The sequence below is a fragment of the Brumimicrobium sp. genome (genome assembly GCF_048268645.1).
Taxonomy (GTDB): Bacteria; Bacteroidota; Bacteroidia; order Flavobacteriales_D; family Crocinitomicaceae; genus Brumimicrobium; species Brumimicrobium ulvae.
The window spans coordinates 84,132-109,228 of sequence record NZ_JBLWVE010000001.1 but is presented as its reverse complement, the minus strand read 5'-3'; the positions used below and the strand labels follow the sequence as shown (position 1 = coordinate 109,228).

Below are 25,097 nucleotides of genomic sequence, written 5' to 3'. Positions count from 1 at the left end.
AATTTTGTTTTGATTCTTTGTCTTCTTGGCATTAATTGTATTTAGGCTTTCTCTAAACATCTTTTTTAGGTGATCCACTATTATTTGAAATTTGTAGAATCAGAGTCTAATTACTATGGAGGAATAGAAATACACTCCAAATTGAATGTCGTTCAAACGAAACTCCCTTTAACCCCTACAAATTTATATTCAACCAAAGTTCTTTAAAACAGTAAGAGAGAGAACGGGCGTCCTCTCTCTTACACTAACACTACTACTTATGAAACCTAACATTATAATAACGCATGGTTCATCTAATTGTTTTGTCAAAATCTTTAAAATAAGTTAAAAAAAAGAGGGACCCAATTGGGGTCCCTCTTTCTCTATAATATTCTGTTGATGATTATTTGTTCACGATCATTTTACGTGTAACTTTTGAATCTCCAGCAACAATGTTTAAGTAATAAACTCCGTTTGCAAAAGAAGAACCATCGATAGTGATTTCATGCTCACCAGCCATAGTTGTTCCTTCGTTTACATTAGCAACTACTTTACCAGTTAAGTCAACAACTGTGTAAGAAACATTAGCAGTTTCTTTCAAGTTGAACAATACTGTAGTTTCGTTTGCGAATGGGTTAGGGAAGTTTTGAGAAACATTAAGGTTTGCTAATTCATTGTTTTCAACACTTAATGTTGGGTCAAAGTTCATTCTTACTACTGGTGTAGATGTAGTATAGTACCAAGTTGTCTCATTAGGGTAGTATACAAATGAAGTTTGAGGTGCACTAGAACCAGCTGAAGCAACTGAGAACTGAGTATCAAAACACTGTACAGTAACAACGTACTCACCTGGAGCTAATGTTAAAGGTGTTTCGTACACTAAAGTAACATATTTACCTTCGTCACCAGACTGAATGATGTAAGACTGAGTCTCTCCACCAGCTACTGGATCAAGGTTAGCGTCATAAATTTGTCCAAACACTTCTGCTCCTTCTGGTGCTAAATCTCCAATTTGGAAGTCAATACCTGTAACATCAGTTGTGTTAAAGATATCGTAAATGTTCCCTGGCTCAATTGGCTCTTCTGGTGAAGCATTAGCTCCTGTTAACCAACCGTAGTACGTTCCAGCTTCTGCTACTGTAGAAGTATCCCTAGCGTATAAGTTGTCTGTTACAGTGAAAGCGTAAGTCGAGTATATGTTGTTTGCTGGAACATCATCAGCATCATCAGCACTCAAAGTATAACTGATAGAGTAATTTCCAACTGCATTTGGAGTGAAGTCAGTTGTAGCAACTAATGAATCACTAGCACCTGCAACAATTGATTTTGGTGAAGAAGTACCTGTGTAAGTGTTATTAACAGTTTCGTTAGCTGTAAACACAACGTTAGTTTGATCAGCAGATCCTTGGTTCGTTACTGTTGTGATTGCTTTAATCGGTGCAGTTTGTGCCAAAGGAATTTGGAAGTAAGGAATTACAGTTCCTGCATTTTCAGAACCATATACGTGAGTATCAGTCGAAAGATCAAAATCAGATAATGAAGAAATAGCTACGTCATCTACTTGCCATGCATAACCTGCACCATAGTCATCACTATCATCAGTTGTATTCCAACGGAATCTAAATTTAACATTGTTTGAGTTGTTTACATTAAAGTTTCTGTAAACTACTGTTTCAGTTGTTGAACTGTTTGTAGCAGTGTTTGGATTAATATCTGTTGTTTGTTCCCATGTAGTACCACCATCTAAACTTACTTCAACATAAGTGAAGTCAGAGTTAAATGCACGGTATGATTGATCGAATTTAAAAGTAACAACGTTCTCTGCAGATAAATCAACAGCAGTTGCCATCTCAATCCAAGCATTTTGCATTTCTACAGGAGGAGTTAACAAGTATTGTACTCCTTCGAAAAATGCAAAGCCGTTAGCTGCTGATGCTGATGTAATTGTAGAGTAATATTGTGGGTTTGGCAAGTCAGCCTCAACACCAATTACCCATGTTCCTTGATTACCATCACCAGCAATTACCCAGTTACTCGGATCAGCAAAGTCGTCTGACCACAACACAGCTCCTGGAGCCTTAGTAGTGTAATTGTTAGTGGTCGCCTTCTCAGTGTTTTTACTGATTTGTTGAGGCGCCTGTTGCAGTTGACCAAAAGCAAGCGAACCTGCCCCTAGAAAAGCTGCCATTACGTAAATCTTTTTCATAATTTTATCTTTTAATTTTGAACAAATATAATAAAAAAATGTATTATTAACATTGTCCGATTATGTTAATTGCAGCCTAATATACATAGATTTCGCTGGAATTACTTTAATCTTAATGATTTTTAACATAAACAAAATATAATGTATCGTTATTACACACTTAAAACTTGTATTGCTTTCTTCATTTTTAGTTTCCAACTCTTGGGACAGGAAAAGATTGTTGACCATACGGTTTATAATTCTTGGTCATCGCTTAGTCACACCAGTGTTTCTAGTAATGGAAAATACATCAGCTATCAAATTGCCCCGCATCGTGGAGATGGAGCTTTGTATATTTATAATTCAAAGACCGAAAAAGAGCGTGTAATTCCAAGAGGAAATAAAGCAAGCTTTTGTCATAATGAAGACTTAATTGTATTCAAAATTCATCCCGGTTATGATACGCTTAGAACTTTGGAGTTGGAAAAAGTAAAAAAAGATAAATGGGTAAAAGATACGCTTGGGATTCTTTGGTTAGAAACTGATAGTCTGGTAAAAGTACCAAACGCAATAGATTATAAAATCGGTAAAGATGGGAACCATGTGGCTTATCGGGTGTTGAAAGACTCTCTTGTGGAAGAAAAGAAAAAGAAAAGATGGAGGCTTTTCAAAAAGAAAAAAGAAGTTAAGCTAAGTTCCGATGGAAATACTTTATTTGTGCTCAATACATTGAAGAATGAAATTCAATCTTTCGAAAATGTGGTGAAATATGGTTTTAATACCCAAGGTACACAGCTCTTTTTTAGTACACATCAAAAAAAAGACAAGCAAGATGAATATCAAATACATTTATATGATATTTCTAATGGAAATAAAATCACCTATGACTCTGTCTTTTTTGAAATAGGACCAACTACTTTTAGTGAAAAAGGTCAGAGTTTTGCCTTTATGGCCTCCTTAGATACGGCCAAAGAAACACGGCTGTATGATTTGTACTTATGGAGTGTCAATGAGTCGTATCCAAAAGTTCTTGTTGGAGAAGATCGTGCTGACTTACCAGAAAATCTTACGCCAAGTAAACATTCAAGATTGTGGTTCTCATTGGATGATAAAAAACTGTTTTTAGGACTGCATGACATCCCAGTTAAAGCCGAAAAAGATACCTTATTAGATAGTGAGAAAGCAAAACTCGACATTTGGCATTATAAAAACAAACGTCTTCAACCGCAACAATTAAAGGAGTTGAAACGTGATCAGAAAGCAAGTCAACTAACTGTGATTCTTCTTGAAGAAAACAAGTTGGTACAGTTGGGGGAGGATACTTTAAAGGTAAGAACAATAAATAAAGGTAATTCTGATTACGCCTTAGCAACTTCAAATGAACGCTATGCACATGCCAATAATTGGAGTTATCCATGGCCAAACGATTATTATCGTGTTGACTTGAAGAGTGGATCGAAGAAATTAATTAAAGAAAAGGTGAACTATGGCATGAGGCTAACGCCTAATGGAAAATATTTTGTTTATTTTAATAGTAAAGAAAACCAGTACTATAGGTATGATGTTGAAACGGATTTTGAAGAGTGCATGACTTGTCTTGTAAAAGACTCCATCAACTGGAGAAGTGACGTAAATGGTATGCCTTTCGAAGCTAATCCAGAAGGTATAGCGGGCTATACAAGTGAAGATGAAATAATCTTGTATTCAGAATATGATATTTGGCAGTATAATTTTGTTTCAAAGCAGTTGAGGTCTATTTCATTAGGCAGGGGTAAGGAGGAAAATAAGGTGTTTAGATTAAATATATTAGAGCATGATAGTGTTTATATAGATTTAGCAAATACATTAATCATTGGTGTGGATCAAGATACTCAGGACGAATCAGTTTATACCTTTAATGATGTGCGCTTAAATCCACATTTAATTCAGTGGTACAACACAGACCATAAACTATATGGATTTAAAAAGGCTAGAAGTGGAGACGTACTTATCTTTCGACAAATGAATGTGAAGGATTATCCAGAGTTGCATGTGACAAATATGAAATTTGAATCCCCAAAAAAGATTTCAGAAACAAATCCACAACAAGCAGAATATGTCTGGCCAACTGTTGAACAAGTAGAGTGGACCTCATACGATGGAAAAGAATTAAAAGGTTTATTGTATAAGCCAGACAATTATGACTCAACCAAATCTTATCCTTTGATGGTTTATTTCTATGAACTTTATAGTGATCGAAAAAACTATCATTACATTCCTAAACCAACAGCATCTATCATTTTTGCCACAGAATATGCTTCAGCAGGTTATCTTGTTTTCTTTCCAGATATTCGATACGAACCCGGGTATCCAGCAAGAGGAGCCTATAACAGCATCATGAGTGGAACAGATAAAATCCTTGAATTGTATCCAAATATTGACAGTACACGAATGGGATTACAAGGTCAATCTTGGGGTGGATACCAAACGGCGCAGTTAATTACAATGACAGACCGCTATGCAGCTGCTATGGCAGGCGCCCCGGTTAGTAATATGTTCTCTGCCTATGGAGGAATACGATGGGGAAGTGGTTTGAACAGAGCTTTCCAATATGAACGCACGCAAAGTCGTATTGGTAAAACCATTTGGGAAGCACCAGAACTCTATGTGGAGAACTCTCCTCTGTTTGGTGTGCCTAATATTAATACACCTTTACTTATTATGCATAATGATAATGATGGTGCAGTTCCATGGTATCAAGGAATAGAAATGTTTACTGCAATGAAACGCTTAAACAAACCGGTTTGGATGCTTAACTATAACGGAGATGAGCATAACTTAATGATTAATGCCAACCGTGTAGATTTAAGTATTCGAATGCGTCAGTTCTTTGACCACTATCTTCAAGGAAAGCCAGCTCCAGAATGGTTAATTAAAGGAGTTCCTGCAATTGACAAAGGGAAGAATTATGGGTTGGGTAATTATGAATGATGAATTTTGAATGAATAATATGGGGTTCTCGGCATAATGATGGGGAACCCTTTTTGTATAATGTCTTGCTTTTTTCAATTCAAAATTAAACATTCATAATTCATAATTGATTTTTATCTTTGTGAGTTAGAAAAATGAATTCGATGGAAAAAAAGCAATATACAGTTACCGCAGCATTACCATACGCAAATGGACCTTTACATCTTGGACATGTAGCAGGAGTTTACTTACCTGCAGATATTTTTGTTCGTTTTTTAAGACATAAAAAGCATGATGTAGCCTTCATTTGTGGAAGTGATGAACACGGTGCTGCAATTACTTTACGGGCGAAGAAAGAAGGAATATCTCCACAGGAAATTGTAGATAAGTATCACGGAATTTTAGCCAATGCTTTTAAAGATTTCGATATTCAATTTGATATTTTTCATCGAACTACCGCTGAAACCCACAAAACGACAGCTCAAGATTTCTTTAAGCAACTGGATAAGAACGGTGCTTTTACACAGCAAAAAACAGAGCAATACTACGATGAAGAGAACAATCAGTTCTTGGCTGATCGCTACATTACTGGAGAGTGTCCAAAATGTGGTTATGCTGAAGCTTACGGAGATCAATGTGAAAAATGTGGTAGTGCATTAAGCCCAACAGATTTAATTAACCCAAAGTCTACTTTAAGTGGGAATGCTCCTGTTTTAAAAGAGACTTCTCATTGGTTTTTACCTATGGAACGCCATGAGGATTGGTTAAGAGCGTGGATTAAAAACGGAGAATTAAATGGTGTAAAACAACACGACCCTAAAAAGTGGAGAAATCAAGTGATTGGTCAATGTTTGTCTTGGATTGATGGTGGTCTACACCCCCGTGCAATGACCCGTGACTTAGATTGGGGAATTCCTGTTCCTGTTGAAGGGGCTGATGGGAAAGTGCTTTATGTTTGGTTGGATGCACCGATTGGATATATTTCTGCAACTAAAGATTGGGCCAAATCTGCGGGTAAAGATTGGAAAGACTACTGGACAGGTGATCGCAAATTGATTCATTTTATTGGAAAAGACAATATTGTTTTTCATGCGGTGATTTTCCCTATCCTATTAAAGGAACATGGTGAATTTATTTTACCAGATAACGTTCCTGCATCAGAATTCTTGAATTTAGAAGGAGATAAGTTCTCAACTTCTAGGAACTGGGCGGTTTGGTTACATGAATATTTAGAAAGACATCCCGACAAAGTAGATGAATTAAAATATACTTTGACTTCCATTGCTCCAGAAAGTAAAGACAGTGAATTTACTTGGTTAGACTTCCAATCTCGTGTGAACAATGAATTGGCAGATGTGCTCGGAAACTTTGTGAACCGTGCTTTGGTGTTAAACAATAAGTATTATGAAGGAGTAGTTCCTGCATTAGGAGAGTTAGCCGCAGAAGATCAAAAGGTCATCAATGCACTAAAAGAAATTCCATCAAAAGTGGAGGAGTTGCTTTACAATTATAAGATTAGAGAAGCACAAAGTGAGGTGATGGGCTTGGCCCGAATCGGTAACCGTTATTTGGCAGAAACAGAACCTTGGAAGGTGGTTAAAACGGATCCAAAGCGTGTAGAAACGATTTTACACATAGCCTTGCAGATTACAGCTAACTTAGCTATACTCTTCGATCCTTTCATTCCAGCAACTGCCAAGAAGATGAGAAGCTTCTTGAATATGAGTGAGTTTGACTGGTCTCAAACAGGTTCGATTGAGTTGCTTCCAACAGGAACAATGACCAACAAACCGACTATTCTCTTCCAAAAGATAGATGAAGAGTTTGTTGAAAAAGAAAAAGCGATATTAATGGCTTCAAAAGCAGAAAACAAAGTTGAAGTTGAAGAAGAAATAGAGGTGGTTGCTGCACCACAAAAAGAAGACGTTGTTTTTGATGACTTCTTAAAAATGGATATCCGTGTTGGAAAAATTCTTTCCGCGAAAAAAATCAAAAAGGCAGATAAACTATTGGAATTGTTAGTGGATACTGGATTAGACCAAAGAACAATCGTTTCGGGAATTGCTGAACAGTTTGATGTCGATGAAATTATAGGGAAGAAGGTTTCTGTCTTGATGAATTTACCTCCAAGAAAATTACGTGGTGTAACTTCAAATGGAATGATTCTGATGGCCGAAGATGCAAAAGGGAACTTGAATTTTATTGCACCGGGTGAGGAAATGGAAGTAGGTGCAGAAATTAGGTAAACACTTAATAGAAAAGCCAATTTCTTGGGATTAAAAAAGAAATAGACACCTTTGAGTCTCTGTTAATTCGGTTGCCTCATTGTTACTGAATTAGGAGATAGAATCTATTGCTCGTAATAACAATAAATTATTTCTAGAAACATGTAGAAATCACCCCTTCTTTTATTCCAGCAGGAGAGAAATAACATGCTTTGGCCCCAATTTGATTAAGCACCCATTTGGTTTTATAAGCAGCTACATTAATCATATCTTTTCTGTAGTCAACAATCCAATAATTATTCATGCGCTCCTCATGGCTTGAGTAGATTAAAAAATCTAAAACTTTGTGTAATTCCTCTAACGGCAGCAGGTGTGTTTTTTGAATGTCGTAGCTAGAACTTTTGTTCAGCAATAAATAATAAGTTTCGAAGGAACCTGCAGCCCCAATAAGGTGTTCTGCAGATAAGGTTTTAAAATAATCTTTGGTTTGGTATTCAAGAAACAATTTAATGCGGTTGATGTCCTCCGAGTTTAATGGATCAGACAAATCAAAGAGCTGTGTAATACGCGAAATCCCAATGTTGAAACTGGATTCTTCAAGGACAGTGTTTGATTTTGTAACTATAAACTCTGTACTCCCACCACCAATGTCCATGATACAAGACCGATCTGCACCAAAATGATGAATGCTGCGAACTCCTTGATAAATAAGTTCTGCTTCTCCTTTCCCATCAATTAGAATAACCTCCAAATCATGAAGGGTACAAATTTTATCAATAAACTCTTTTGCATTGCTCGCATCACGAAGTGCAGAAGTTCCGAAAGCCCGAATCTGCTCAGGATAAACACCAAAGGAACGACAAGTGTCTAAAAAATGTTCCATGGCAAAATAAGCCCTTTTCATTGCCTTTTCGGTAATGATGTTGGAGTTTATTCCGCCTTCACCTAGGTTAACAAATGCTTTATCTCTGATTAAAACCTCTATTTTTTTGGACGCTGTTTCTCTAAAGACTATCAGTCCAAAGGTGTTTGTGCCAAGATCGATTACAGCGCCTTTCATCATTTTATTTTTTAGTCCACTTCAACAACATATTTAGTTTCAAGCGGTGGTTAAATCGCAAAATTCCATTTTTATATATTCTTCCTGCAATTCTCATCATGAAAAAAGCAGAAATAAACAAGATGGCCAAAGACAAAAACAATTTCCAAGCGCTTCCATCTTCAAAACCATTCGAAAGTTCTACCATCATTACCATAGGGGAGGTAAAAGGGATAAAGCCTATCCATTCACTGAGTGTTGTTCCAGGATAATAAACAGTGTAATACCCAGAAAGAACAGCAAGGAAAAGTAAAAGGGTAATCGGAATGACAAATTGTTGTCCGTCTGACTCAGAACCCATCGAAGCACCAATCATAGCGAAGAATGAACCGTAAAATAAATACCCGCCCAGAAAGAAAAGAGTAAAGAATATTAACATGTTGGTGTAGTGAATTTGACTGTATATTAATTCTACGAAAGGACTTTGGTTAGACAATGGGTTTTGAGCACCTTCTTTCGCCATTTCATCAGCTACAAATCCCGCGCTAAACATATCGGGGAAGAGTGTTAATCTAAACACATACAAACCAAAACCTATAATCACCACCCAAGCTGTAAACTGAATTAAGGCAGAGAATCCAATTCCGAGTACTTTTCCAGTTAACAATTGTCGGGCTTTAACACTAGAAAGTAAAACCTCTACAATTCTATTGGATTTTTCTCTGGCTACACTTCTTAAAATCGTCATTCCAAACATGAAGACAAACAAGATGATTAAGATTCCAAACCCAAATCCTACCCAGCTCGCAGTAGTTGACTTTTCGTTTCTAGGGTCGTTGGCATCTTTTAAGTTGAATTGTAATGATTGTTTGATGTCACGAAATTTACTTACCGATAAATCTGTAAACTGTTCTACCATGATCTCCTCCAAACGCCTTTCTACGTAGTAGACTAAATGACGTTGAATGTTTTCTGGGGGGTATTCTTTGTAGGAAATAATAACATGTTTGTTGCTGACAATTTTTTCATTGATTTGAACAGCTAGGTCATAGTCTTTATACTTTTCGTCCTTGGCAAAATCATCATATTCAACAAAGGCATTGATGAAATCAAAAGAAAGATTTTGTGGACGGCTAGCGGTAAGTTTCCCATCAAAGATTTCATTTTTATCCATGATTAAAACTTTCCAATTTTTTTTGGTAGAAGTAGTGGAGGATAAAAACAAATAGACCAAACCTAAAATGAGAAGAGGACCTAAAATCATCAACCATTTAAAAGAACGATTCCCAAATCGTTCCATAATTTCTCTTTTCGCTATTAAAAATACTTTATTCACTACTGATTTCTTTTTGAGCGTTAATGGTTTTAACGAATACCTTTTCCATACTCGGTAACACGGTTTCTATGCCGGTGATTTTAACTTGGTCAATTACCGCATTGAGTAAATCGTTGATTTCATTTCCTTTACGCATCTTTAAATATACGGTAAATGTATCATCACTGTGCACTTCCTTATCTATAATTTCATATCCAGCCCAAAGTGCATTCGCAAAAGCAATCATATTTCCAGTAAATGAAATTTTATATAAGCCTTCTTTATTTTGCTCGCGTATTTCTTGAATGCTACCTTCAAGTAGTTTTTGACCATTATTAATTAAGACAGCACGATCACATATTTCCTCAACACTATTCATATTGTGGGTAGAGATAATAATCGAATGGCCTTTTTTCTTGAATTCGAGTAATTCTTGGCGAATCAATTCGATATTAAGGGGGTCAAAACCACTAAAGGGTTCATCGAGAATTAAGACTTTAGGCGCATGAAGAACAGTGCAAATAAATTGTATTTTTTGAGCCATTCCTTTCGACAGTTCTTCAATTCTCAATTTTCTCCATGCCTGAATATCAAATTTGTCTAACCAATAATTTAATTGGTGTTTTACATCAACGGAAGACATTCCGCGAAGCCTACCCAAATAAGCAATCTGCTTTTCAACTGTCATGGATTGATAAAGACCACGTTCCTCAGGCAGATAACCTATTTCCAATAGATGCTTTTCCTGAATCAAGTTTCCATCAAATGTAACATGGCCTTTGTCTGCCGATATGATTTGATTGATGATGCGCATTAAAGTCGTTTTTCCTGCGCCATTTGGCCCAAGCAAACCCAATATTTCACCTTCATTTAGGGCGAAAGAGACGTCGTGCAGTATAGTTTGCCGATTAAAATACTTTGATACGTTTTCTACTGTGATCATAAAATAATTATGAATTATGTACTTCCCTAAATAGGGTTGACAATTATTTAACTTCTACTTCAAAAGCATTCAGCAACTTAATTTGATTTCTATACAACAACAAGAGCTCATCATTTTCCAGTTTCTTTAAAAGTCTTGAAATAACTACACGAGAAGTCGCTAAATCTCTAGCAATCTCTTCATGGGAAAGGTTCAAAAGTTTAGAACCCGTATGTTTTGCTTTTTGTTGCAAGTAATATTTGAGGCGTTCATCCAGTTTCTGAAAAGCAATTTGATCTATCGTGTTCAACATCTCATTAAAACGATCACGAATTGTCCCCATTACAAAACTTTTCCATGTTGAGTATTTCATCAACCATTCATCCATAACTGTGATAGGAACAGTGAGCATGACTACATCATCTTCAGCGACGGCCTTGATTTCACTCGGGAATTGCTCCATACAACAGGTAAAGGTCATGGCGCAACTCTCCTTAGCATTCACATAATAGAGTAAAATTTCTCTTCCTTGGTCGTCCATGCGTGAAACTTTTACAGTTCCAGAAGCGATAATAGGCATGCTCCTTACAATTTGACCGTAGTCCAGAATGACGTCTCCCTCTTTAACAGAGACCTCTTTCGCAATACTTTTAAATTCTTCTAAAAGCTGTGGTTCGAAAGTATGTTTGAATTTATCAAGAATTTCCATGTCTCAAAAATAACCGAAATTTATACATTTTAGGCATCATTTCGTGACCCTTTTTACGTTTCATTGAGGAGATGTCATTACAAATCACGATATTTGCAAAATAAATAGAGTATTATGTCGAAAATTACCACACTTAACGATTTCATTTTAGACCGCCAAAAGGATTTTGCTTATGCAACAGGTGAGTTGACCAACTTGTTAAATGATATTGCAGTTGCGTCTAAAATTGTGAATCGTGATGTGAATAGAGCAGGATTAGTTGACATCTTAGGAGCTAAGGGAGAAACGAATGTGCAAGGAGAAGAACAACAAAAACTTGACGTCATTGCCGATGAAGCTTTTATAAGAGCGTTCAGAACAGGTGGTGAAGTGTGTGGAATTGCCTCAGAAGAAAACGATGACTTCGTAGCTTTTGAAGATGAAACCTCAAAAAATGGAAAGTATGTAGTGTTGTTTGATCCTCTAGATGGTTCTTCAAATATCGACGTAAACGTTTCAATTGGAACAATATTCTCTATTTACAGAAGAGTTTCAGAGCCTGGAACTCCAGCAGTTTTAGAAGATTTCCTACAAAAAGGGGCTGACCAAGTCGCTGCAGGATATGTGTTGTTTGGTTCTTCAACAATGTTAGTTTATACCACAGGAAACGGAGTCAATGGATTTACATTAGACCCTTCCATCGGAGAATTCTGTTTATCACATCCAAATATCAAGTCTCCGGAAACAGGTAGAATCTATTCTATCAATGAAGGAAACCTTGACCGTTGTGATCCAGGATTAAAAGATTACGTTCAGTACTGTCGTGAAGAAGACCCATCAACAGGTAGACCTTATTCTGGAAGATATATTGGTTCTTTAGTTGCCGATTTCCACCGTAATTTATTAAAAGGAGGAATTTATGTTTACCCAACGACAAACAATTGGCCAGAAGGTCGTTTAAGGTTGTTGTATGAATGTAATCCGTTGGCATTTATCGCTGAACAAGCTGGAGGTTTGTCAACAGATGGACACCATAGAATATTAGATATCGTTCCTACAGAATTACACCAAAGATGTGGGTATTATGCGGGATCGAAGCAGATGGTGGAAAAATCGATGAGTTATTTGAAAAACAAAGTAGCTGTTTCTTAGTTATTTAAATCAATCCTCCCCCTTTATCCCCCTCCAAAGGGGGAAGTGCTACGAATTCAGCTTTTTTTGCTGGAAAAATGGAATAAAGCTGGATAAGTTCATTCACTAAAAGATTATTTGTTTGTATCCTCAGTCAGCTGACTGAAGTGTCCGAGGGAGAGGATTTTTTACAGTTACAAATCTCTATCACTTTTCACTATATTTGCATTTTTAAAAGTAAATTCATTATGAAAAAAATATATCATCTTTCTTCGTGCAACACCAATCAACGTATTCTTAAGGAGTTAGAAATCGGCGATGACGTTGAATTACAAGACATCAAGAAGGAGAATATCGATGAAAAAACATTGGATTTCATCAAGGAAAAAGTGGGTTCATACGAAGCTATGTTTTCGAAAAGAGCAATGAAATATCGTTCGATGGGACTCAATGAAATGAAACTTTCAGAAGAAGATTATAAAAGATATATGTTAGAAGAATATACTTTCTTGAAAAGACCGTTTATCATTTTAGAAGATGAGGTTTTCGTAGGAAATGCCAAGAAAACTTTGGAAGCAGCCAAAAAAGCGTATCACGGGAGTTAATTTCAAATGAATAAAGTAATTCTAGCGCATCTCGCACTGTTTACGCTTAATGCAATATACGGTGCAAATCACTTATTAGCTAAAGGAGTAACCCCAGACTATTTAGGTCCAAACGGATTTATCTTACTGCGTGGTGGTGTCACAACTGTACTTTTTCTCATTATATTTTTCGGTTTTATTCGTGAAAAAGTAGACCAGAAAGACTTACCTCGCCTGGCCATTACTGGTCTTTTTGGAGTGTGCCTGAATCAATTGTTTTTCTTTAATGGATTGGCGTTGACTTCTCCTATGAATGTTGGAATTATCATGACTTCAACACCGATTTTAGTTGTTATTCTGTCTTATTTTATTCTCAAAGAAAAGATTACTAAACTTAAGGCATTTGGAGTTTTAATCGGTGCTGTAGGGGCAATCGCATTAACGACAGTTGGTCAAGAACCTGAGTTTGATTCGCCAGTTGGAGATTTATATATCTTCATCAATGCGCTGTCCTTTGGGTTGTATTTGGTGTTAGTGAAACCGCTGATGAGTAAGTACAAACCATTGACGGTGATTACCTATAATTTCATTTTCGGTTTTATATTCATCATGATGTATCCACCAGTTTGGACAGATGTTGCGGTGGCAGATTTTAGCGCTTTTCCAGCAGAAATTTGGCTTAAAACTGCGTATATCATCATTGGAGCTACGTTTTTCACCTATTTATTGAACACTTTCGCATTAAAACACGTCACACCAAATGTGAGTGGGAGCTACATTTATACACAACCTGTTTTGGTAATGTTCTTTACTTTCTTGTTTGCTTATATTGGTTGGACAGAAAACTTCATTGGAGCGATAAGTCTAGAAAAGATTCTCTTTATGCTGATGATTTTCGCTGGAGTATTCATGATTTCGAGGTCGAGTTATAATTTAAGGAGAGATTTGAGGGAGAAGGAGAAGAATGAAAAAATATGATATCGAAGTAGTTAGATGAAAGCATGAATAATTGAAAATTAAAGTTGATTCCTTTTTTAAAATGACTAATAGATTATGGTTTATAGGAATAAATATAAGATGTTTCATAAGGCTTTTAGGGTTGTGATCAAAAAACTTGAAATATTTAATGCTTTCTATGGTTGTGTATTTTTTAGTCAGATTTTTATACTTTTTATAGATATAAACAATTGACTTCATGATTTTAAGACCAATATCCTAAGTACCTTGCATCTATGGATGATTTCTGGGAAGAGTCTGTTCAGGGCGTAAAGCATGTACATATTAGTGACTTTTTGAGAATGGATTGGGGTTAATTATTTGGGTTTTGGGGCTTAGTTGTGATTTGATAATTTTGTTAAATTTGAGTAGAAATAGGAAACAAAATCAAAAGCATATGAAAATGATTAAACCTCTTCACCTCTTATTTATTTTAATTGTTTTTGCACAAACACAAGTTTTCTCGCAGACAGAAAAGGGTAATTATATTGATTATTACAATTTCGTAAATGAGGCTGAATACAATTTTTACGAAATGAATTATCCTAAATCGGTTGATTTGTTTGAAGAAGCATTTAAAATTGTTGACATTCGAAAACCTGATCACCAATACAATTATTGTAGGGCATTATGGGAGATAGGTGAGACTAAAAAATCAATAAAAGAACTAAAAAATTCATTTTATCCAGATTATTTTTCGACCGATACTACCTATTTCGAAGATATGACTTTAGAAACTCGAAATGGAATTGTAGAAATCATGGAAAAGAACTCAAAAGAAGCTGTTTCAAAATGGAAACATACTGATTTCATAGATTCTTTAACTTATCATGATCAAAGATTTAGAAAAATGATTTCTGACTCCATTGAACCATTTTATTCCTCACTTGAGAATGATACTATGGTTGAATATCACTATAAGCTTATGAGAGCGCAAGATGTTAAAAATGGAATTGCACTAATTGAATATGCTAAAAAGCATGGTTTTCCAGCTGGTGTGAATGGGTCTTGGGATCAATCCGTTTCCAGAATAGTTTTGCATTTAGGTCGTGATTGGATTATTGAGAATTACTACTTCTTAATGGATGAATTGGAAAAAGGGAATATTGAACCGATTACTTTGACCAGGGCAATTGACCGTTATTTTGTTAATGAGACAGGTTGCAATGAGATTGTTAGTCCATACAATAGTTATTTTGGTAAAAATTTAAATGATCCTTTTCTGTTATTTATGAATTGCAAATCAATGGGGCTATCACCTTATTATGGATATAATTGGCGACTATATCCGAAAGGATGGCGCCCATACCCAACAGAGCAATATGAAATTTATCATGCAAATAAGGCAGTCTATGACACAACACTTTGAAAAGAAAATCGTCAGATAAACACGTGTAAATTCCCTTTAGGTTTTATCCTAAGATTTTGAAATTCAGAAACAAACTAAGTTTTCTGTTCAACAATTCCCCTTTCTTAACATACATCAATGCACAGACTTTATGTTGTCCCTACCTTTGTATCAAAATAAAAACATAATTCATAAAAACATAAAAAAATGGGAACAACAGAAAAAGCAAAATGGAACATTGATTCAACGCACTCAGAAATTAATTTTAAAGTAAAACACATGATGATTTCTACTGTAACAGGTGGTTTTGGGAAATTTGATGCCAGCGTAGAGGCAGCTGACGATACTTTCAAAGATGCATCATTCAAATTTGAGGCAGAGATTGACTCAATCAACACAAACAACAAGGACAGAGATGCGCACCTAAAGTCAGATGACTTTTTTAACGCAGAGCAATTTCCAAAATTAACTTTCGAATCAACTTCTTTTGATGGAGATAAAATGACTGGAAATTTAACGATTAGAGATGTAACTAAAGAAGTAACTTTGGATGTTGACTTCAACGGAGTAGCTGTAGATCCATACGGTCAAACCAAAGCAGGTTTCGATATGGAAACAACAATCAACAGAAAAGACTTCAATCTAACTTGGAGCGCTGTTACCGAAGCAGGAAGTATCGTTGTAAGTGATAAAGTGAAATTGATTGCTAACGTTCAGTTTGTGAAGCAATAGTTTAACAGATATAATTTTAGAAAAGGTGGGTTTGTCTTCGGATGAATCCACCTTTTTTGTTTTAATTATTTTTTTAACCAGATTTAAAGCCAAAAAAATCCTCATTAAAAAGTAAGGTGTTGGTATTTAGCACTTCTCCGTTTGCTGACAGAGGGTGAAGGGGGAGGACTTTCACTAGCAACATAAGCCGAGTAATCAATTTTTTATAAAAAAACTTGCCAATTAAATCATTAATCGTAATTTTACGATTGATATGAAAGCAAAGTTAAAAACAACCCCAGAAAATAGATTTACCGAAGAGCAAAATCAGATTGCTTTATTCACAAAAGCGCTCGGACATCCAGCAAGAGTGAAAATCTTACAGTATTTATTTGAAACAAAATCTTGTGTTTGTGGTGATATCGTAGATGAAATTGGATTGGCACAATCTACTATTTCTCAGCATTTAAAAGAATTAAAGAAAACAGGATTAATCCAAGGTACTGTGGAAGGAACTAGCGTTTGTTATTGTATTAATAACGAGAACTGGACAAAAATGAAGGATTTGTTGGTGGAGTTTTTTGATCAAGACTTAATTAAAACAGATTGTTGTTAAAATTGAAAGACATTTCGAGAGCGCAAGCTACCGAGAGCTTGTAGCTCGTGGTCTTGCTAAAAAACTAACGACATCCGGCAGCAGCATAGTAAACAAAACATTTAAAAAAATATAAAACATGAAATTATCAGAAGTAAAAACAGCGTTAACAAACTTGGACACGATTGCGTTTCAATTACCCAATGGAGAATTAGTTCCTAATCACTTTCACGTTACCGAAGTAGGGAAAATCACCAAAAATTTTATTGATTGCGGTGGAACCGTAAGAAACGAAGAAGTCATTAATTTCCAATTGTGGAACGCCAATGATTACGATCACAGATTGCACCCAGAGAAATTATTAAGCATTATCGAATTGTCAGAAAAGGTGTTGGAATTAAAGGACCAAGAAATCGAAGTGGAATACCAAGGTCAAACCATTGAGAAATTCGCATTAGAATTTGACGGAAAAAACTTCTTGTTAGCAACAAAACAGACAGATTGTTTAGCACCAGATAAATGTGGAATTCCAGAAGAGAAACCAAAGGTTAAGATGGCAGATTTAGGTGATGCCAATGGATGTACGCCAGGTGGAGGATGTTGCTAGGTCAGTATTAATCAAGAGTTGGGAGCATACAGGCAAGATCAATTGGCGATCCATTATCTCAAAAAATTAAGCAAATTAAAGCAGTATAGTGTTGAAGTTTTTGGCAAATTATTGTTCGGAGCACTTCTTCCGTCAGCTGACGGAGAGATACAGAGGGAGGATAACATCATAATTTGAAATCAAATGAATTAAAGTTTTATGGCAATTAAAATGAAACTATTAGAAAAAATATCAAATTTCGTAACACAATTAGATGTTACCACCGTAAACGATGAAAGAAAACAAATTCTTCAACCACTTATTGACTTCATTCAAACGAAGCAAGATAAAAACGAAGTAATAAACCTCAACTTTATCTGCACGCACAATTCCAGACGAAGTCATTTGGCGCAAATTTGGGCGCAAACCATGGCGCATTATTATGATGTTCCAAAAGTGTTTTGCTATTCTGGTGGAACAGAGGCCACAGCCGTTTATCCTGCGGTAGTTGATGTTTTGAAAGCATCTGGGTTTGAGATTGACTATTTAGCAGACTTGAATAACCCAAACTACGCCATAAAATATGCGGAAAATCAGGCTTCAATTGTTGCGTATTCCAAAAGATGGGATGATGCATCAAATCCAAAAAAAGATTTTTGTGCAATCATGACGTGTTCCGAAGCAGATGGCGATTGCCCTGTAGTTTTAGGAGCAGAAAAGCGAGTTCCAATTCACTATTTAGATCCAAAAGCTTTTGATCATTCTCCTCAAAAATTGGAAGAATACAACCAAACAAGTATAAAAATAGCAACAGAAATGAGTTACGTTTTCGCACAAATAAAAATCAAAAATTAGTTATGAAAAATATGAGTTTTCTCAATAGAAATCTAACCCTTTGGATTTTTGTTGCCATGGCAATTGGTGTTGGAATTGGTTATTTCGTTCCAACTTTTCCTGATTTTGTAAATTCTTTAAGCAGTGGTTCAACGAATATCCCTATCGCAATTGGATTAATTTTAATGATGTATCCTCCGCTTGCCAAAGTGAATTATAAACTCTTACCCAAAGTTTTTCGCAACACAAAAATTCTATCCATTTCCCTTTTGTTGAATTGGGTGATTGGACCAATTTTAATGTTCACTTTGGCCATTATATTCTTACATGACTATCCAGAATACATGGTCGGATTGATTTTAATTGGGTTGGCCCGATGTATTGCAATGGTCATGGTTTGGAATGATTTAGCAGAAGGAAGTAGCGAGTACGGTGCTGGACTGGTGGCGCTGAACAGTATCTTCCAGGTTTTCGCGTATAGTTTTTATGCGTGGATTTTCATTACAATTTTACCTCCTTATTTCGGATTCGAAGGGGCAATCATTGATATTTCGATTGCTACAATTGCCGAAAGTGTGGCTATTTATTTGGGAATTCCGTTTTTGATGGGAATTTTGAGTCGACAACTACTCATCAAGAAAAAAGGCGAAAAGTGGTTCACAGAAAAGTTTATTCCTGCGATATCTCCACTCACATTGATTGCTTTATTGTTCACAATAGTCATCATGTTTTCACTTAAAGGAGAACTCATTGTAGAAATCCCAATGGATGTTGTGATTATCGCCATCCCATTGATTCTTTACTTTACCCTAATGTTCTTCATCAGCTTTTTCTTTACCAAAGCCATGGGAACTTCCTACGACAAAACCGCTTCCGTTGCGTTTACCGCGGCAGGGAATAATTTCGAATTGGCCATCGCAGTTTCTATTGCTGTTTTCGGATTGAACTCCGGACAAGCCTTCGCTGGAGTAATTGGACCTTTGGTTGAAGTGCCAGTATTGATCGCTTTGGTAAAAGTTTCTTTATGGTTGAGGAAGAAGTTCAAACCAATAAATGGAATGATGAATTGATTTTCTTTGGGCGTTCCCCAGACGATTCATTTCCGTAAACTACAATGAATGTCTGCGTCGGGCTATCCGCTATATCTCTGACAAAAAACGTCAGAGGATGCCGCTCTTATCCCTAACGCGAAAGTACGATTTACCTTGGAATTAGATCGGTGGAAGTGAAAGGGAAGTTTAGATGTGTCATAAAGAAGGTAAAGAAAAAATGCTATATTTGATTGAATGTAGAGGTTGGCTATGTGTTTAGCTAATTTTGTGTTTCAGTGAGTAAACCAAAGTAATAAAATGATAGGAGCTTTATTATTTATTTCGATATTTCTAACTTGCTGGATAGGGCTTGTTGTAAATCGAATAATAGCATTTAGAAATAAGTCAAAACTGAATACCCTAATCAAGAATAGACACCCAAATATTCGTCGAAATTTGAGCTTTTTTGAAAACGGGCTTTCAATTAAGCTTGTTAAATCAGGTTCACATTTGTTCTTAAATATGTTTTTAAGTTTTGGAGCCACTAAAAAGGCAAGAGCTTTCATTAACAATTTTGTAGATGTACAAGCAATTGAGGATTCAAGTGATGATGAAGCTATAGTATTGATTAGGAAGTCAATAAGTCTCGAAAGTGATTATTCGAGAATTTGGATAATTATGATTGGCTCATTATTAATGGTACTAATAGCAAAACTCACATGGTTAAACTAAGAAACAAACGTTCAACATCAAGTTCATTGTTCCTCATTAAATGGGAGCTGTGTTTGTCCATTTAACAGTTTATATCATCGATCAGCAACTTAAAAACCCGATTTATTGTTAAATAGATCATCTTAAAACTGCTTATTTAGTATATAATTGTTATATTAGGACAAAATAGAGCAATGACAAACCTTATTCCGATAGAAAAAATTATTGAGCGTCTTCGGTATGAAAATCCATGGTGGGTGACCAAAGAGATTCCGAACACCTATAGCTCTATGTCCAAGAGATTATACTTTGATCTCTTTTTTCCGTTTGTGATTGAAAGGAATATTAACAGAGCTGTAGTGTTAATGGGGCCAAGAAGAGTGGGTAAAACAGTAATGTTATTTCATTGCATTGAAAATTTACTGAAACGAGAAACAAACCCTCACAAACTATTCTTTATTGGAATTGATAATCCTATTTATGTTAATTTAAGTCTAGAAGACATATTAAATCTTTGTAAAGCGTCCTTAAACCTTGAAAATCTAAATGGCTGTTATGTTTTCTTTGATGAAGTACAGTATTTAAAAGATTGGGAAAGACATCTAAAAGTATTGGTAGACTCTTATCCTGAAACCAAGTTTATTGTTTCTGGTTCTGCTGCTGCAGCCTTAAAATGGCACAGTACGGAAAGTGGTGCTGGCCGATTTACTGATTTCTTGTTGCCTCCGCTAACATTTCAAGAATATATTCATTTAAAAAATTTGGATCATTTAATTTTTCAAGGTGATATTCAATATGGAGACAAGAACTTACCCTATTGTCTAGCTCATGATGTTAAGGAATTAAATAAAGAATTCTTACATTATTTAAATTTTGGGGGATATCCTGAGGTTGTATTCTCTGAAAGAATTCAAAATGATATGGGGAGATATGTTAAAAACGATATTGTCGACAAGGTGCTACTTAGGGATTTGCCTAGCCTCTATGGAATCAAAGATGTTCAAGAGTTAAATAGATTTTTTACCTATATCGCTTATAATACTGGAAATGAATTTTCCTATGAAACAATGTCAAGAGAAAGTGGGATTCTAAAAGATACGCTAAAAAGATATTTAGAATATTTAGAAGCAGCATTCTTAATTAAGGTTTTAAATAAAGTTGGGGTCAACGCTAAAAGGTTAAAAAGAATAACAAGTTTCAAAGTATATCTGACCAATCCATCACTTCGTACAGCCTTATTTTCCCCAATCAGTGAAACAGACCAAGAAATGGGAAATATGGTAGAAACAGCAATTCTTTCGCAATGGATGCATAGGGAACAACTGGATTTAACATATGCCAGATGGAAGGACGGAAGACAAGATGGGGAAGTGGATTTGGTTTTAGTGGATGACAAAAACTATAAACCAGTTTGGGGAGTAGAGGTAAAATGGAGTAACCGATATTTTGATAAACCTCAAGAATTGAAAAGTTTAATTAAGTTTTGTGAAACAAACAGACTTGAATCTGCTGTTGTGACCTCGATTGATCAAATTGGGATTAAAGAAGTAAAAGGATTGAAACTTACATATCTTCCCGCTTCAGTCTATGCCTATAATATTGGGGAGATTACACTAAAAATGAAAAACAGTAATTAAGAAAAGTACAACAAATAATTCCATGAGTAAACTCCAATCCTTCTTAGATGAATTGACGGATGCTGAATTAGTAAGCTTTTACAACTACCGCTATGAACAATTTATGAAATCGTCAAAAGTTAAAATTGATTCAGAATTAATTAAAAGAGGGATACAAAAAGAAGATTTTGATCATTACAGAGTTGATATTTTAGCCAATACAGAAGAGAGATGTCCACAATGTGGATCTCAAAAATTTTACAACTCAAAAGAAATAGAAACAGTAACCTATTCAGTAGCAAGCATAGATTTAGAAGTTGATTATAAAACATGCTTGATATGTCTTTATTCAGAAGATAAATCAGAGAACAGAGAAACGCATAGGCGAGTTGGGGTTTTTGGTTTTATACGTGCTTTGTTTTATCAGAAAAAGAAATAATTAGATTAATGATTTTAAACATTCCCATTTCTAAAACCCATCAAAAATCCTAACTTTACCTCCAAACTCCCAAATTATGAAACGTCGCGACTTTTTCCGTAATACCTCCTTAACCGCTGCTGGATTCGCAATTTCACCTTTGCTGTTTTCAGCAGACGAGAACACAACATTAGCACTTTCTGAGTTAAAAAACGAAGCCAAAAATATCATTTTTATGGTTTCTGATGGAATGAGTGTCGGTACCTTGACCCTTGCGGATATGTACACGCAATCGGCGATGGGAAAACACACAACGTGGGTAGAAAACTACAAAAATGGGCGTTTTAAAAGGGCGATGATGGACACAGCTTCTGCGAGTTCACTGGTGACAGATTCAGCAGCGGGAGGTTCAGCGTGGGGCGGAGGAGTTCGCGTGCCCAATGGAACATTAAACGTTGGGGCAAACGGAGAACAGTATACACCCATCTTGCAGAAGTTCAAAAAAGAAGGAAAGAAAGTGGGATGTGTAACCACTGTTCCGATTACACACGCTACGCCAGCATCTTTTTGTGTGAACAATGAAAGCCGAAGGAATCAACCTGAAATAGCAGAACAATATGCAGAACTGAAGTTTGATGTGATGATGGGAGGTGGAGATCAATACTTCTCAGTCGATAAACGAGAGGACAATAAAGATGTTTATAGTCAGTTTGTTAATGCCGGTTATGATGTCGTGAAAACTAAATCAGCATTGAAAAATATACTGACTTCAGACAAACCGCTTTTAGGTGTTTTTGATGATGATCCTTTGCCGTATACGATTGACCACATGAGTGATGAAGGTTTACAGAATACCATTCCAAACATTGTTGAAATGACTGCCGCCGCCATTGAAAAAATGAAAAATCACCCTGAAGGATTCGTACTTCAAGTAGAAGGAGGAAAAGTGGATTGGGCAGCACATGCTAATGATGCTCCAGGATTAATCAATGACCAAATTGCTTTTGACCAAGCATTACGTGTAGCTTTAGATTTTGCAATAGAGGACAAAAACACTCTCGTGATTGTGACCACAGACCACGGGAACGCCAATCCAGGTTTATTTGCAGGACGAAAGGCCGATGAGAATTTCGCTCGTTTTAGAGCAATGAAGCAAAGTAATACATGGGTGATGGACCAATTAACACCAAACCTTTCCTCTGCTCAATTAATTGATATGGTTGAAAATGCTCAAGGTTACGCAATGACTTCTGATGAAGCAGGAACTATTATTGACCATATTAAAGGATTGGACGAAGAGCAAATAAAAGATTACTACAAACAACCCTTCGAGAAATACGCTCAAATCCAGAAGAAATACACGAACGTCGGTTTTGGCGATATGCACCATTCCGCCGATTTTGTAGAATGCGCTGCTTTTGGACCAGGAAGTGAATTGTTACCACCGTTGATCAAGAATACTTTTTTGCATAACATGATGCTGAAAGCGGTAGGAATTACGAATTACGAATAAGAGAATTACGAATTATGCGCTTCCTTGAATAGATATTTTGCTCTCTGCACCCTCTGCACCCTCTGCGAAATCTTGGCGGACTCTGCGGTTCAAAAAAATCCGTAAAAATCCGCGTTAATAGATCCGTGTTATCCGCGTGCCAATACAGCTATTAATATAGTAATTACGAATTACGAATAAGAGAATTACGAATTATGCGCTTCCTTGAATAGATATTTTGCTCTCTGCACCCTCTGCACCCTCTGCGAAATCTTGGCGGACTCTGCGGTTCAAAAAAATCCGTAAAAATCCGCGTTAATAGATCCGTGTTATCCGCGTGCCAATACAGCTATTAATATAGTAATTACGAATTACGAATTACGAATAAGAGAATTACGAATTATGTGCTTCCTTGAATAGATATTTTGCTCTCTGCACCCTCTGCACCCTCTGCGAAATCTTGGCGGACTTTGCGGTTCATATAAAATCCGTAAAAATCCGCGTTCTTAGATCTGCGTCATCCGCGTGCCAATACAGCTATTAATATAGTAATTACGAACGGCTTTAGCCCTCAACGAAGTTAATTACGAATTATGTGCTTCCTTGAATAGATATTTTGCTCTCTGCACCCTCTGCACCCTCTGCGAAATCTTGGCGGACTTTGTGGTTCATAAAAAATCTGTAAAAATCTGTGTTCGTAGATCCGTGTTATCCGCGTGCCAATCTCCAGTTTCGCTATTTACTAAACTTATAAATTTATCAGTACAATATTAAATTTTTGGATTTACTCCTTTTCTTTTTTTAAGTAATTACAGTATATAAAACTATCCCTTGAAATGCGGTTTTTTTATAATACTTAAAGCCACACCTTCAAAAAAACAGAATTGTTAAAAATTAACTCCAATTCTTTTATAAATAAAGTGCATCAACCAAGCTGGACCGATGAGTAAAAACTGAATATCTTTTAAAAATGAAGGTTTTTTTCCTTCGATTTTATGTCCATAAAACTGACCTATCCAGGCGAGTACGAATACGATTAGTGCAATTCCCCACAAAGGGAAGCAAGAACAATGAAGTAGTAATTCAGAGATGTATAAACAAGTTGAAATGAAAAGCAACATTCCAATTGAGACTGGAACAGACAAAGAAAGGTAATAGAAAAAAACGGGAATCATGATTAGAACCGCCCAGTTTGAAAAGAAATAATCACCAAATAGATCAATTAAAACCTCATTTGGGATTGAGTATAACAAAGCTACAATCGCCCAAAATATTAAGGGGACACATATCCAATGAATCAACTTATTGGTCGAATTGCGGTGACTTTCACTGTATTCGTCGAGAAGTAGTTCTAACTTTTTACTCATTCCTAAAAGTTTAGCTAATCACTTTTTATTTTTCTTTTGAAAAGTCCATTGCCAATAAAAATAAGGGAAAATAGGCAGAAAAGAAGATATTCAGCGGTAATACGATCTGTGATCCCCCACCATGCCCAACTTGGAAAAGGCAATGTAAAAGGAGATTGATTATAAACGAATTCATTCTTTTTTAAAGTATAAGCTGTGAAACCATCAGCAGGATGTAAAAGCGTTTCGGCTTGTAAACCGCGTAAGCTATCACCTTGTCCAAGTGAATTTGAGAACAATAAAAATAATGATCCGACAAGTAGGGATTTCCGTATCAACCTATTCATTTTGAGTGAGGTATATTGTGTGCTGAATTTACATTTTTATTTTAAAATA

General features: G+C 35.9%; 22 protein-coding genes. 15 read left to right on the top strand and 7 right to left on the bottom strand.

The features are described 5' to 3' along the window. Nucleotides 1-382: 382 nt before the first annotated feature. Complete coding sequence (locus tag ACN0U3_RS00480) at nucleotides 383-2,185, bottom strand: T9SS type A sorting domain-containing protein (protein WP_417264726.1); 1,803 nt, start codon at nucleotides 2,183-2,185, stop codon at nucleotides 383-385. A 141-nt stretch (nucleotides 2,186-2,326) separates the two neighbouring features. On the opposite strand from ACN0U3_RS00480, the gene ACN0U3_RS00475 reads away from it, so the two are divergent. Beyond that, entirely contained in the window at nucleotides 2,327-5,134 is a 2,808-nt protein-coding gene (locus ACN0U3_RS00475) for an alpha/beta hydrolase family protein (RefSeq protein ID WP_417264725.1), read from the top strand. Nucleotides 5,135-5,277: 143 nt separating this feature from the next. After that, a complete protein-coding gene (metG, locus tag ACN0U3_RS00470; protein WP_417264724.1) occupies nucleotides 5,278-7,359 on the top strand; it encodes a methionine--tRNA ligase in 2,082 nt (693 codons plus the stop codon). A 133-nt stretch (nucleotides 7,360-7,492) separates the two neighbouring features. On the opposite strand, the gene ACN0U3_RS00465 is transcribed toward metG, so the two are convergent. From ACN0U3_RS00465 to ACN0U3_RS00450, 4 genes are read right to left on the bottom strand one after another with little or no spacing between them, the layout of a single operon-like run. Further along, a complete protein-coding gene (locus ACN0U3_RS00465; protein WP_417264723.1) occupies nucleotides 7,493-8,398 on the bottom strand; it encodes a hypothetical protein in 906 nt (301 codons plus the stop codon). A 4-nt stretch (nucleotides 8,399-8,402) separates the two neighbouring features. Further along, nucleotides 8,403-9,713, bottom strand: coding sequence for an ABC transporter permease (locus ACN0U3_RS00460; protein ID WP_417264722.1), 1,311 nt, complete (start codon nucleotides 9,711-9,713; stop codon nucleotides 8,403-8,405). Next, nucleotides 9,706-10,635 carry an ABC transporter ATP-binding protein gene (locus tag ACN0U3_RS00455; protein WP_417264721.1) on the bottom strand — a complete coding sequence of 310 codons (930 nt, stop codon included), beginning with the start codon at nucleotides 10,633-10,635 and terminating at the stop codon, nucleotides 9,706-9,708. Before ACN0U3_RS00455 ends, ACN0U3_RS00460 begins: the two co-directional genes overlap by 8 nt. Nucleotides 10,636-10,678: 43 nt before the next feature. After that, nucleotides 10,679-11,323, bottom strand: a complete 645-nt coding sequence (locus ACN0U3_RS00450) for a Crp/Fnr family transcriptional regulator (RefSeq protein WP_417264720.1) — start codon at nucleotides 11,321-11,323, stop codon at nucleotides 10,679-10,681. Between the two features lie 114 nt (nucleotides 11,324-11,437). Between ACN0U3_RS00450 and fbp the strand changes: the two genes are divergently transcribed. The 13 genes from fbp to ACN0U3_RS00385 all read left to right on the top strand — a co-directional run bounded on the left by fbp (nucleotide 11,438) and on the right by ACN0U3_RS00385 (nucleotide 23,376). Then, complete coding sequence (gene fbp, locus ACN0U3_RS00445) at nucleotides 11,438-12,454, top strand: class 1 fructose-bisphosphatase (protein ID WP_299206965.1); 1,017 nt, start codon at nucleotides 11,438-11,440, stop codon at nucleotides 12,452-12,454. Between the two features lie 227 nt (nucleotides 12,455-12,681). Continuing rightward, the gene (locus ACN0U3_RS00440) at nucleotides 12,682-13,038 is read left to right on the top strand and encodes an arsenate reductase family protein (RefSeq protein WP_417264719.1); all 357 of its coding nucleotides are present in this window, start codon (nucleotides 12,682-12,684) and stop codon (nucleotides 13,036-13,038) included. 6 nt (nucleotides 13,039-13,044) lie between these two features. Further along, entirely contained in the window at nucleotides 13,045-13,995 is a 951-nt protein-coding gene (locus ACN0U3_RS00435; protein WP_299206969.1) for a DMT family transporter, read from the top strand. A 415-nt stretch (nucleotides 13,996-14,410) separates the two neighbouring features. Further along, a complete protein-coding gene (locus ACN0U3_RS00430; protein WP_417264718.1) occupies nucleotides 14,411-15,382 on the top strand; it encodes a hypothetical protein in 972 nt (323 codons plus the stop codon). Nucleotides 15,383-15,568: 186 nt separating this feature from the next. Further along, complete coding sequence (locus ACN0U3_RS00425; protein ID WP_417264717.1) at nucleotides 15,569-16,093, top strand: YceI family protein; 525 nt, start codon at nucleotides 15,569-15,571, stop codon at nucleotides 16,091-16,093. Nucleotides 16,094-16,346: 253 nt separating this feature from the next. Further along, the gene (locus tag ACN0U3_RS00420; RefSeq protein ID WP_417264716.1) at nucleotides 16,347-16,688 is read left to right on the top strand and encodes an ArsR/SmtB family transcription factor; all 342 of its coding nucleotides are present in this window, start codon (nucleotides 16,347-16,349) and stop codon (nucleotides 16,686-16,688) included. A gap of 118 nt (nucleotides 16,689-16,806) precedes the next feature. Further along, nucleotides 16,807-17,274, top strand: coding sequence for a DUF6428 family protein (locus tag ACN0U3_RS00415; RefSeq protein WP_299206977.1), 468 nt, complete (start codon nucleotides 16,807-16,809; stop codon nucleotides 17,272-17,274). Nucleotides 17,275-17,484: 210 nt separating this feature from the next. Continuing rightward, the gene (locus ACN0U3_RS00410) at nucleotides 17,485-18,108 is read left to right on the top strand and encodes a low molecular weight phosphatase family protein (RefSeq protein WP_417264715.1); all 624 of its coding nucleotides are present in this window, start codon (nucleotides 17,485-17,487) and stop codon (nucleotides 18,106-18,108) included. A 2-nt stretch (nucleotides 18,109-18,110) separates the two neighbouring features. Further along, nucleotides 18,111-19,157 carry an ACR3 family arsenite efflux transporter gene (gene arsB / locus ACN0U3_RS00405; RefSeq protein ID WP_417264714.1) on the top strand — a complete coding sequence of 349 codons (1,047 nt, stop codon included), beginning with the start codon at nucleotides 18,111-18,113 and terminating at the stop codon, nucleotides 19,155-19,157. A gap of 279 nt (nucleotides 19,158-19,436) precedes the next feature. Further along, complete coding sequence (locus ACN0U3_RS00400; RefSeq protein WP_417264713.1) at nucleotides 19,437-19,850, top strand: hypothetical protein; 414 nt, start codon at nucleotides 19,437-19,439, stop codon at nucleotides 19,848-19,850. A gap of 173 nt (nucleotides 19,851-20,023) precedes the next feature. Next, nucleotides 20,024-21,466, top strand: a complete 1,443-nt coding sequence (locus tag ACN0U3_RS00395; protein WP_417264712.1) for an ATP-binding protein — start codon at nucleotides 20,024-20,026, stop codon at nucleotides 21,464-21,466. A 22-nt stretch (nucleotides 21,467-21,488) separates the two neighbouring features. Further along, nucleotides 21,489-21,884 (top strand): hypothetical protein, encoded by a 396-nt coding sequence (locus tag ACN0U3_RS00390; protein ID WP_417264711.1) that lies wholly within the window; start codon nucleotides 21,489-21,491, stop codon nucleotides 21,882-21,884. A 76-nt stretch (nucleotides 21,885-21,960) separates the two neighbouring features. Further along, the gene (locus tag ACN0U3_RS00385) at nucleotides 21,961-23,376 is read left to right on the top strand and encodes an alkaline phosphatase (RefSeq protein WP_417264710.1); all 1,416 of its coding nucleotides are present in this window, start codon (nucleotides 21,961-21,963) and stop codon (nucleotides 23,374-23,376) included. 866 nt (nucleotides 23,377-24,242) lie between these two features. On the opposite strand, the gene ACN0U3_RS00380 is transcribed toward ACN0U3_RS00385, so the two are convergent. Next, nucleotides 24,243-24,722 carry a DUF962 domain-containing protein gene (locus tag ACN0U3_RS00380; protein WP_299206991.1) on the bottom strand — a complete coding sequence of 160 codons (480 nt, stop codon included), beginning with the start codon at nucleotides 24,720-24,722 and terminating at the stop codon, nucleotides 24,243-24,245. A 14-nt stretch (nucleotides 24,723-24,736) separates the two neighbouring features. Further along, entirely contained in the window at nucleotides 24,737-25,048 is a 312-nt protein-coding gene (locus ACN0U3_RS00375) for a hypothetical protein (protein ID WP_417264709.1), read from the bottom strand. Nucleotides 25,049-25,097: the final 49 nt, after the last annotated feature.

Coding starts and splice junctions, on each gene's coding strand:
- ACN0U3_RS00465 (WP_417264723.1), bottom strand. CDS start 8,398: ATGAAAGGCGCTGTAATCGATCTTGGCACAAACACCTTTGGACTGATA.
- ACN0U3_RS00380 (WP_299206991.1), bottom strand. CDS start 24,722: ATGAGTAAAAAGTTAGAACTACTTCTCGACGAATACAGTGAAAGTCAC.
- ACN0U3_RS00390 (WP_417264711.1), top strand. CDS start 21,489: ATGAGTAAACTCCAATCCTTCTTAGATGAATTGACGGATGCTGAATTA.
- ACN0U3_RS00410 (WP_417264715.1), top strand. CDS start 17,485: ATGAAACTATTAGAAAAAATATCAAATTTCGTAACACAATTAGATGTT.
- metG (WP_417264724.1), top strand. CDS start 5,278: ATGGAAAAAAAGCAATATACAGTTACCGCAGCATTACCATACGCAAAT.
- ACN0U3_RS00475 (WP_417264725.1), top strand. CDS start 2,327: ATGTATCGTTATTACACACTTAAAACTTGTATTGCTTTCTTCATTTTT.
- ACN0U3_RS00450 (WP_417264720.1), bottom strand. CDS start 11,323: ATGGAAATTCTTGATAAATTCAAACATACTTTCGAACCACAGCTTTTA.
- ACN0U3_RS00395 (WP_417264712.1), top strand. CDS start 20,024: ATGACAAACCTTATTCCGATAGAAAAAATTATTGAGCGTCTTCGGTAT.
- fbp (WP_299206965.1), top strand. CDS start 11,438: ATGTCGAAAATTACCACACTTAACGATTTCATTTTAGACCGCCAAAAG.
- arsB (WP_417264714.1), top strand. CDS start 18,111: ATGAAAAATATGAGTTTTCTCAATAGAAATCTAACCCTTTGGATTTTT.
- ACN0U3_RS00435 (WP_299206969.1), top strand. CDS start 13,045: ATGAATAAAGTAATTCTAGCGCATCTCGCACTGTTTACGCTTAATGCA.
- ACN0U3_RS00455 (WP_417264721.1), bottom strand. CDS start 10,635: ATGATCACAGTAGAAAACGTATCAAAGTATTTTAATCGGCAAACTATA.
- ACN0U3_RS00420 (WP_417264716.1), top strand. CDS start 16,347: ATGAAAGCAAAGTTAAAAACAACCCCAGAAAATAGATTTACCGAAGAG.
- ACN0U3_RS00375 (WP_417264709.1), bottom strand. CDS start 25,048: ATGAATAGGTTGATACGGAAATCCCTACTTGTCGGATCATTATTTTTA.
- ACN0U3_RS00440 (WP_417264719.1), top strand. CDS start 12,682: ATGAAAAAAATATATCATCTTTCTTCGTGCAACACCAATCAACGTATT.
- ACN0U3_RS00385 (WP_417264710.1), top strand. CDS start 21,961: ATGAAACGTCGCGACTTTTTCCGTAATACCTCCTTAACCGCTGCTGGA.
- ACN0U3_RS00425 (WP_417264717.1), top strand. CDS start 15,569: ATGGGAACAACAGAAAAAGCAAAATGGAACATTGATTCAACGCACTCA.
- ACN0U3_RS00400 (WP_417264713.1), top strand. CDS start 19,437: ATGATAGGAGCTTTATTATTTATTTCGATATTTCTAACTTGCTGGATA.
- ACN0U3_RS00430 (WP_417264718.1), top strand. CDS start 14,411: ATGAAAATGATTAAACCTCTTCACCTCTTATTTATTTTAATTGTTTTT.
- ACN0U3_RS00415 (WP_299206977.1), top strand. CDS start 16,807: ATGAAATTATCAGAAGTAAAAACAGCGTTAACAAACTTGGACACGATT.
- ACN0U3_RS00480 (WP_417264726.1), bottom strand. CDS start 2,185: ATGAAAAAGATTTACGTAATGGCAGCTTTTCTAGGGGCAGGTTCGCTT.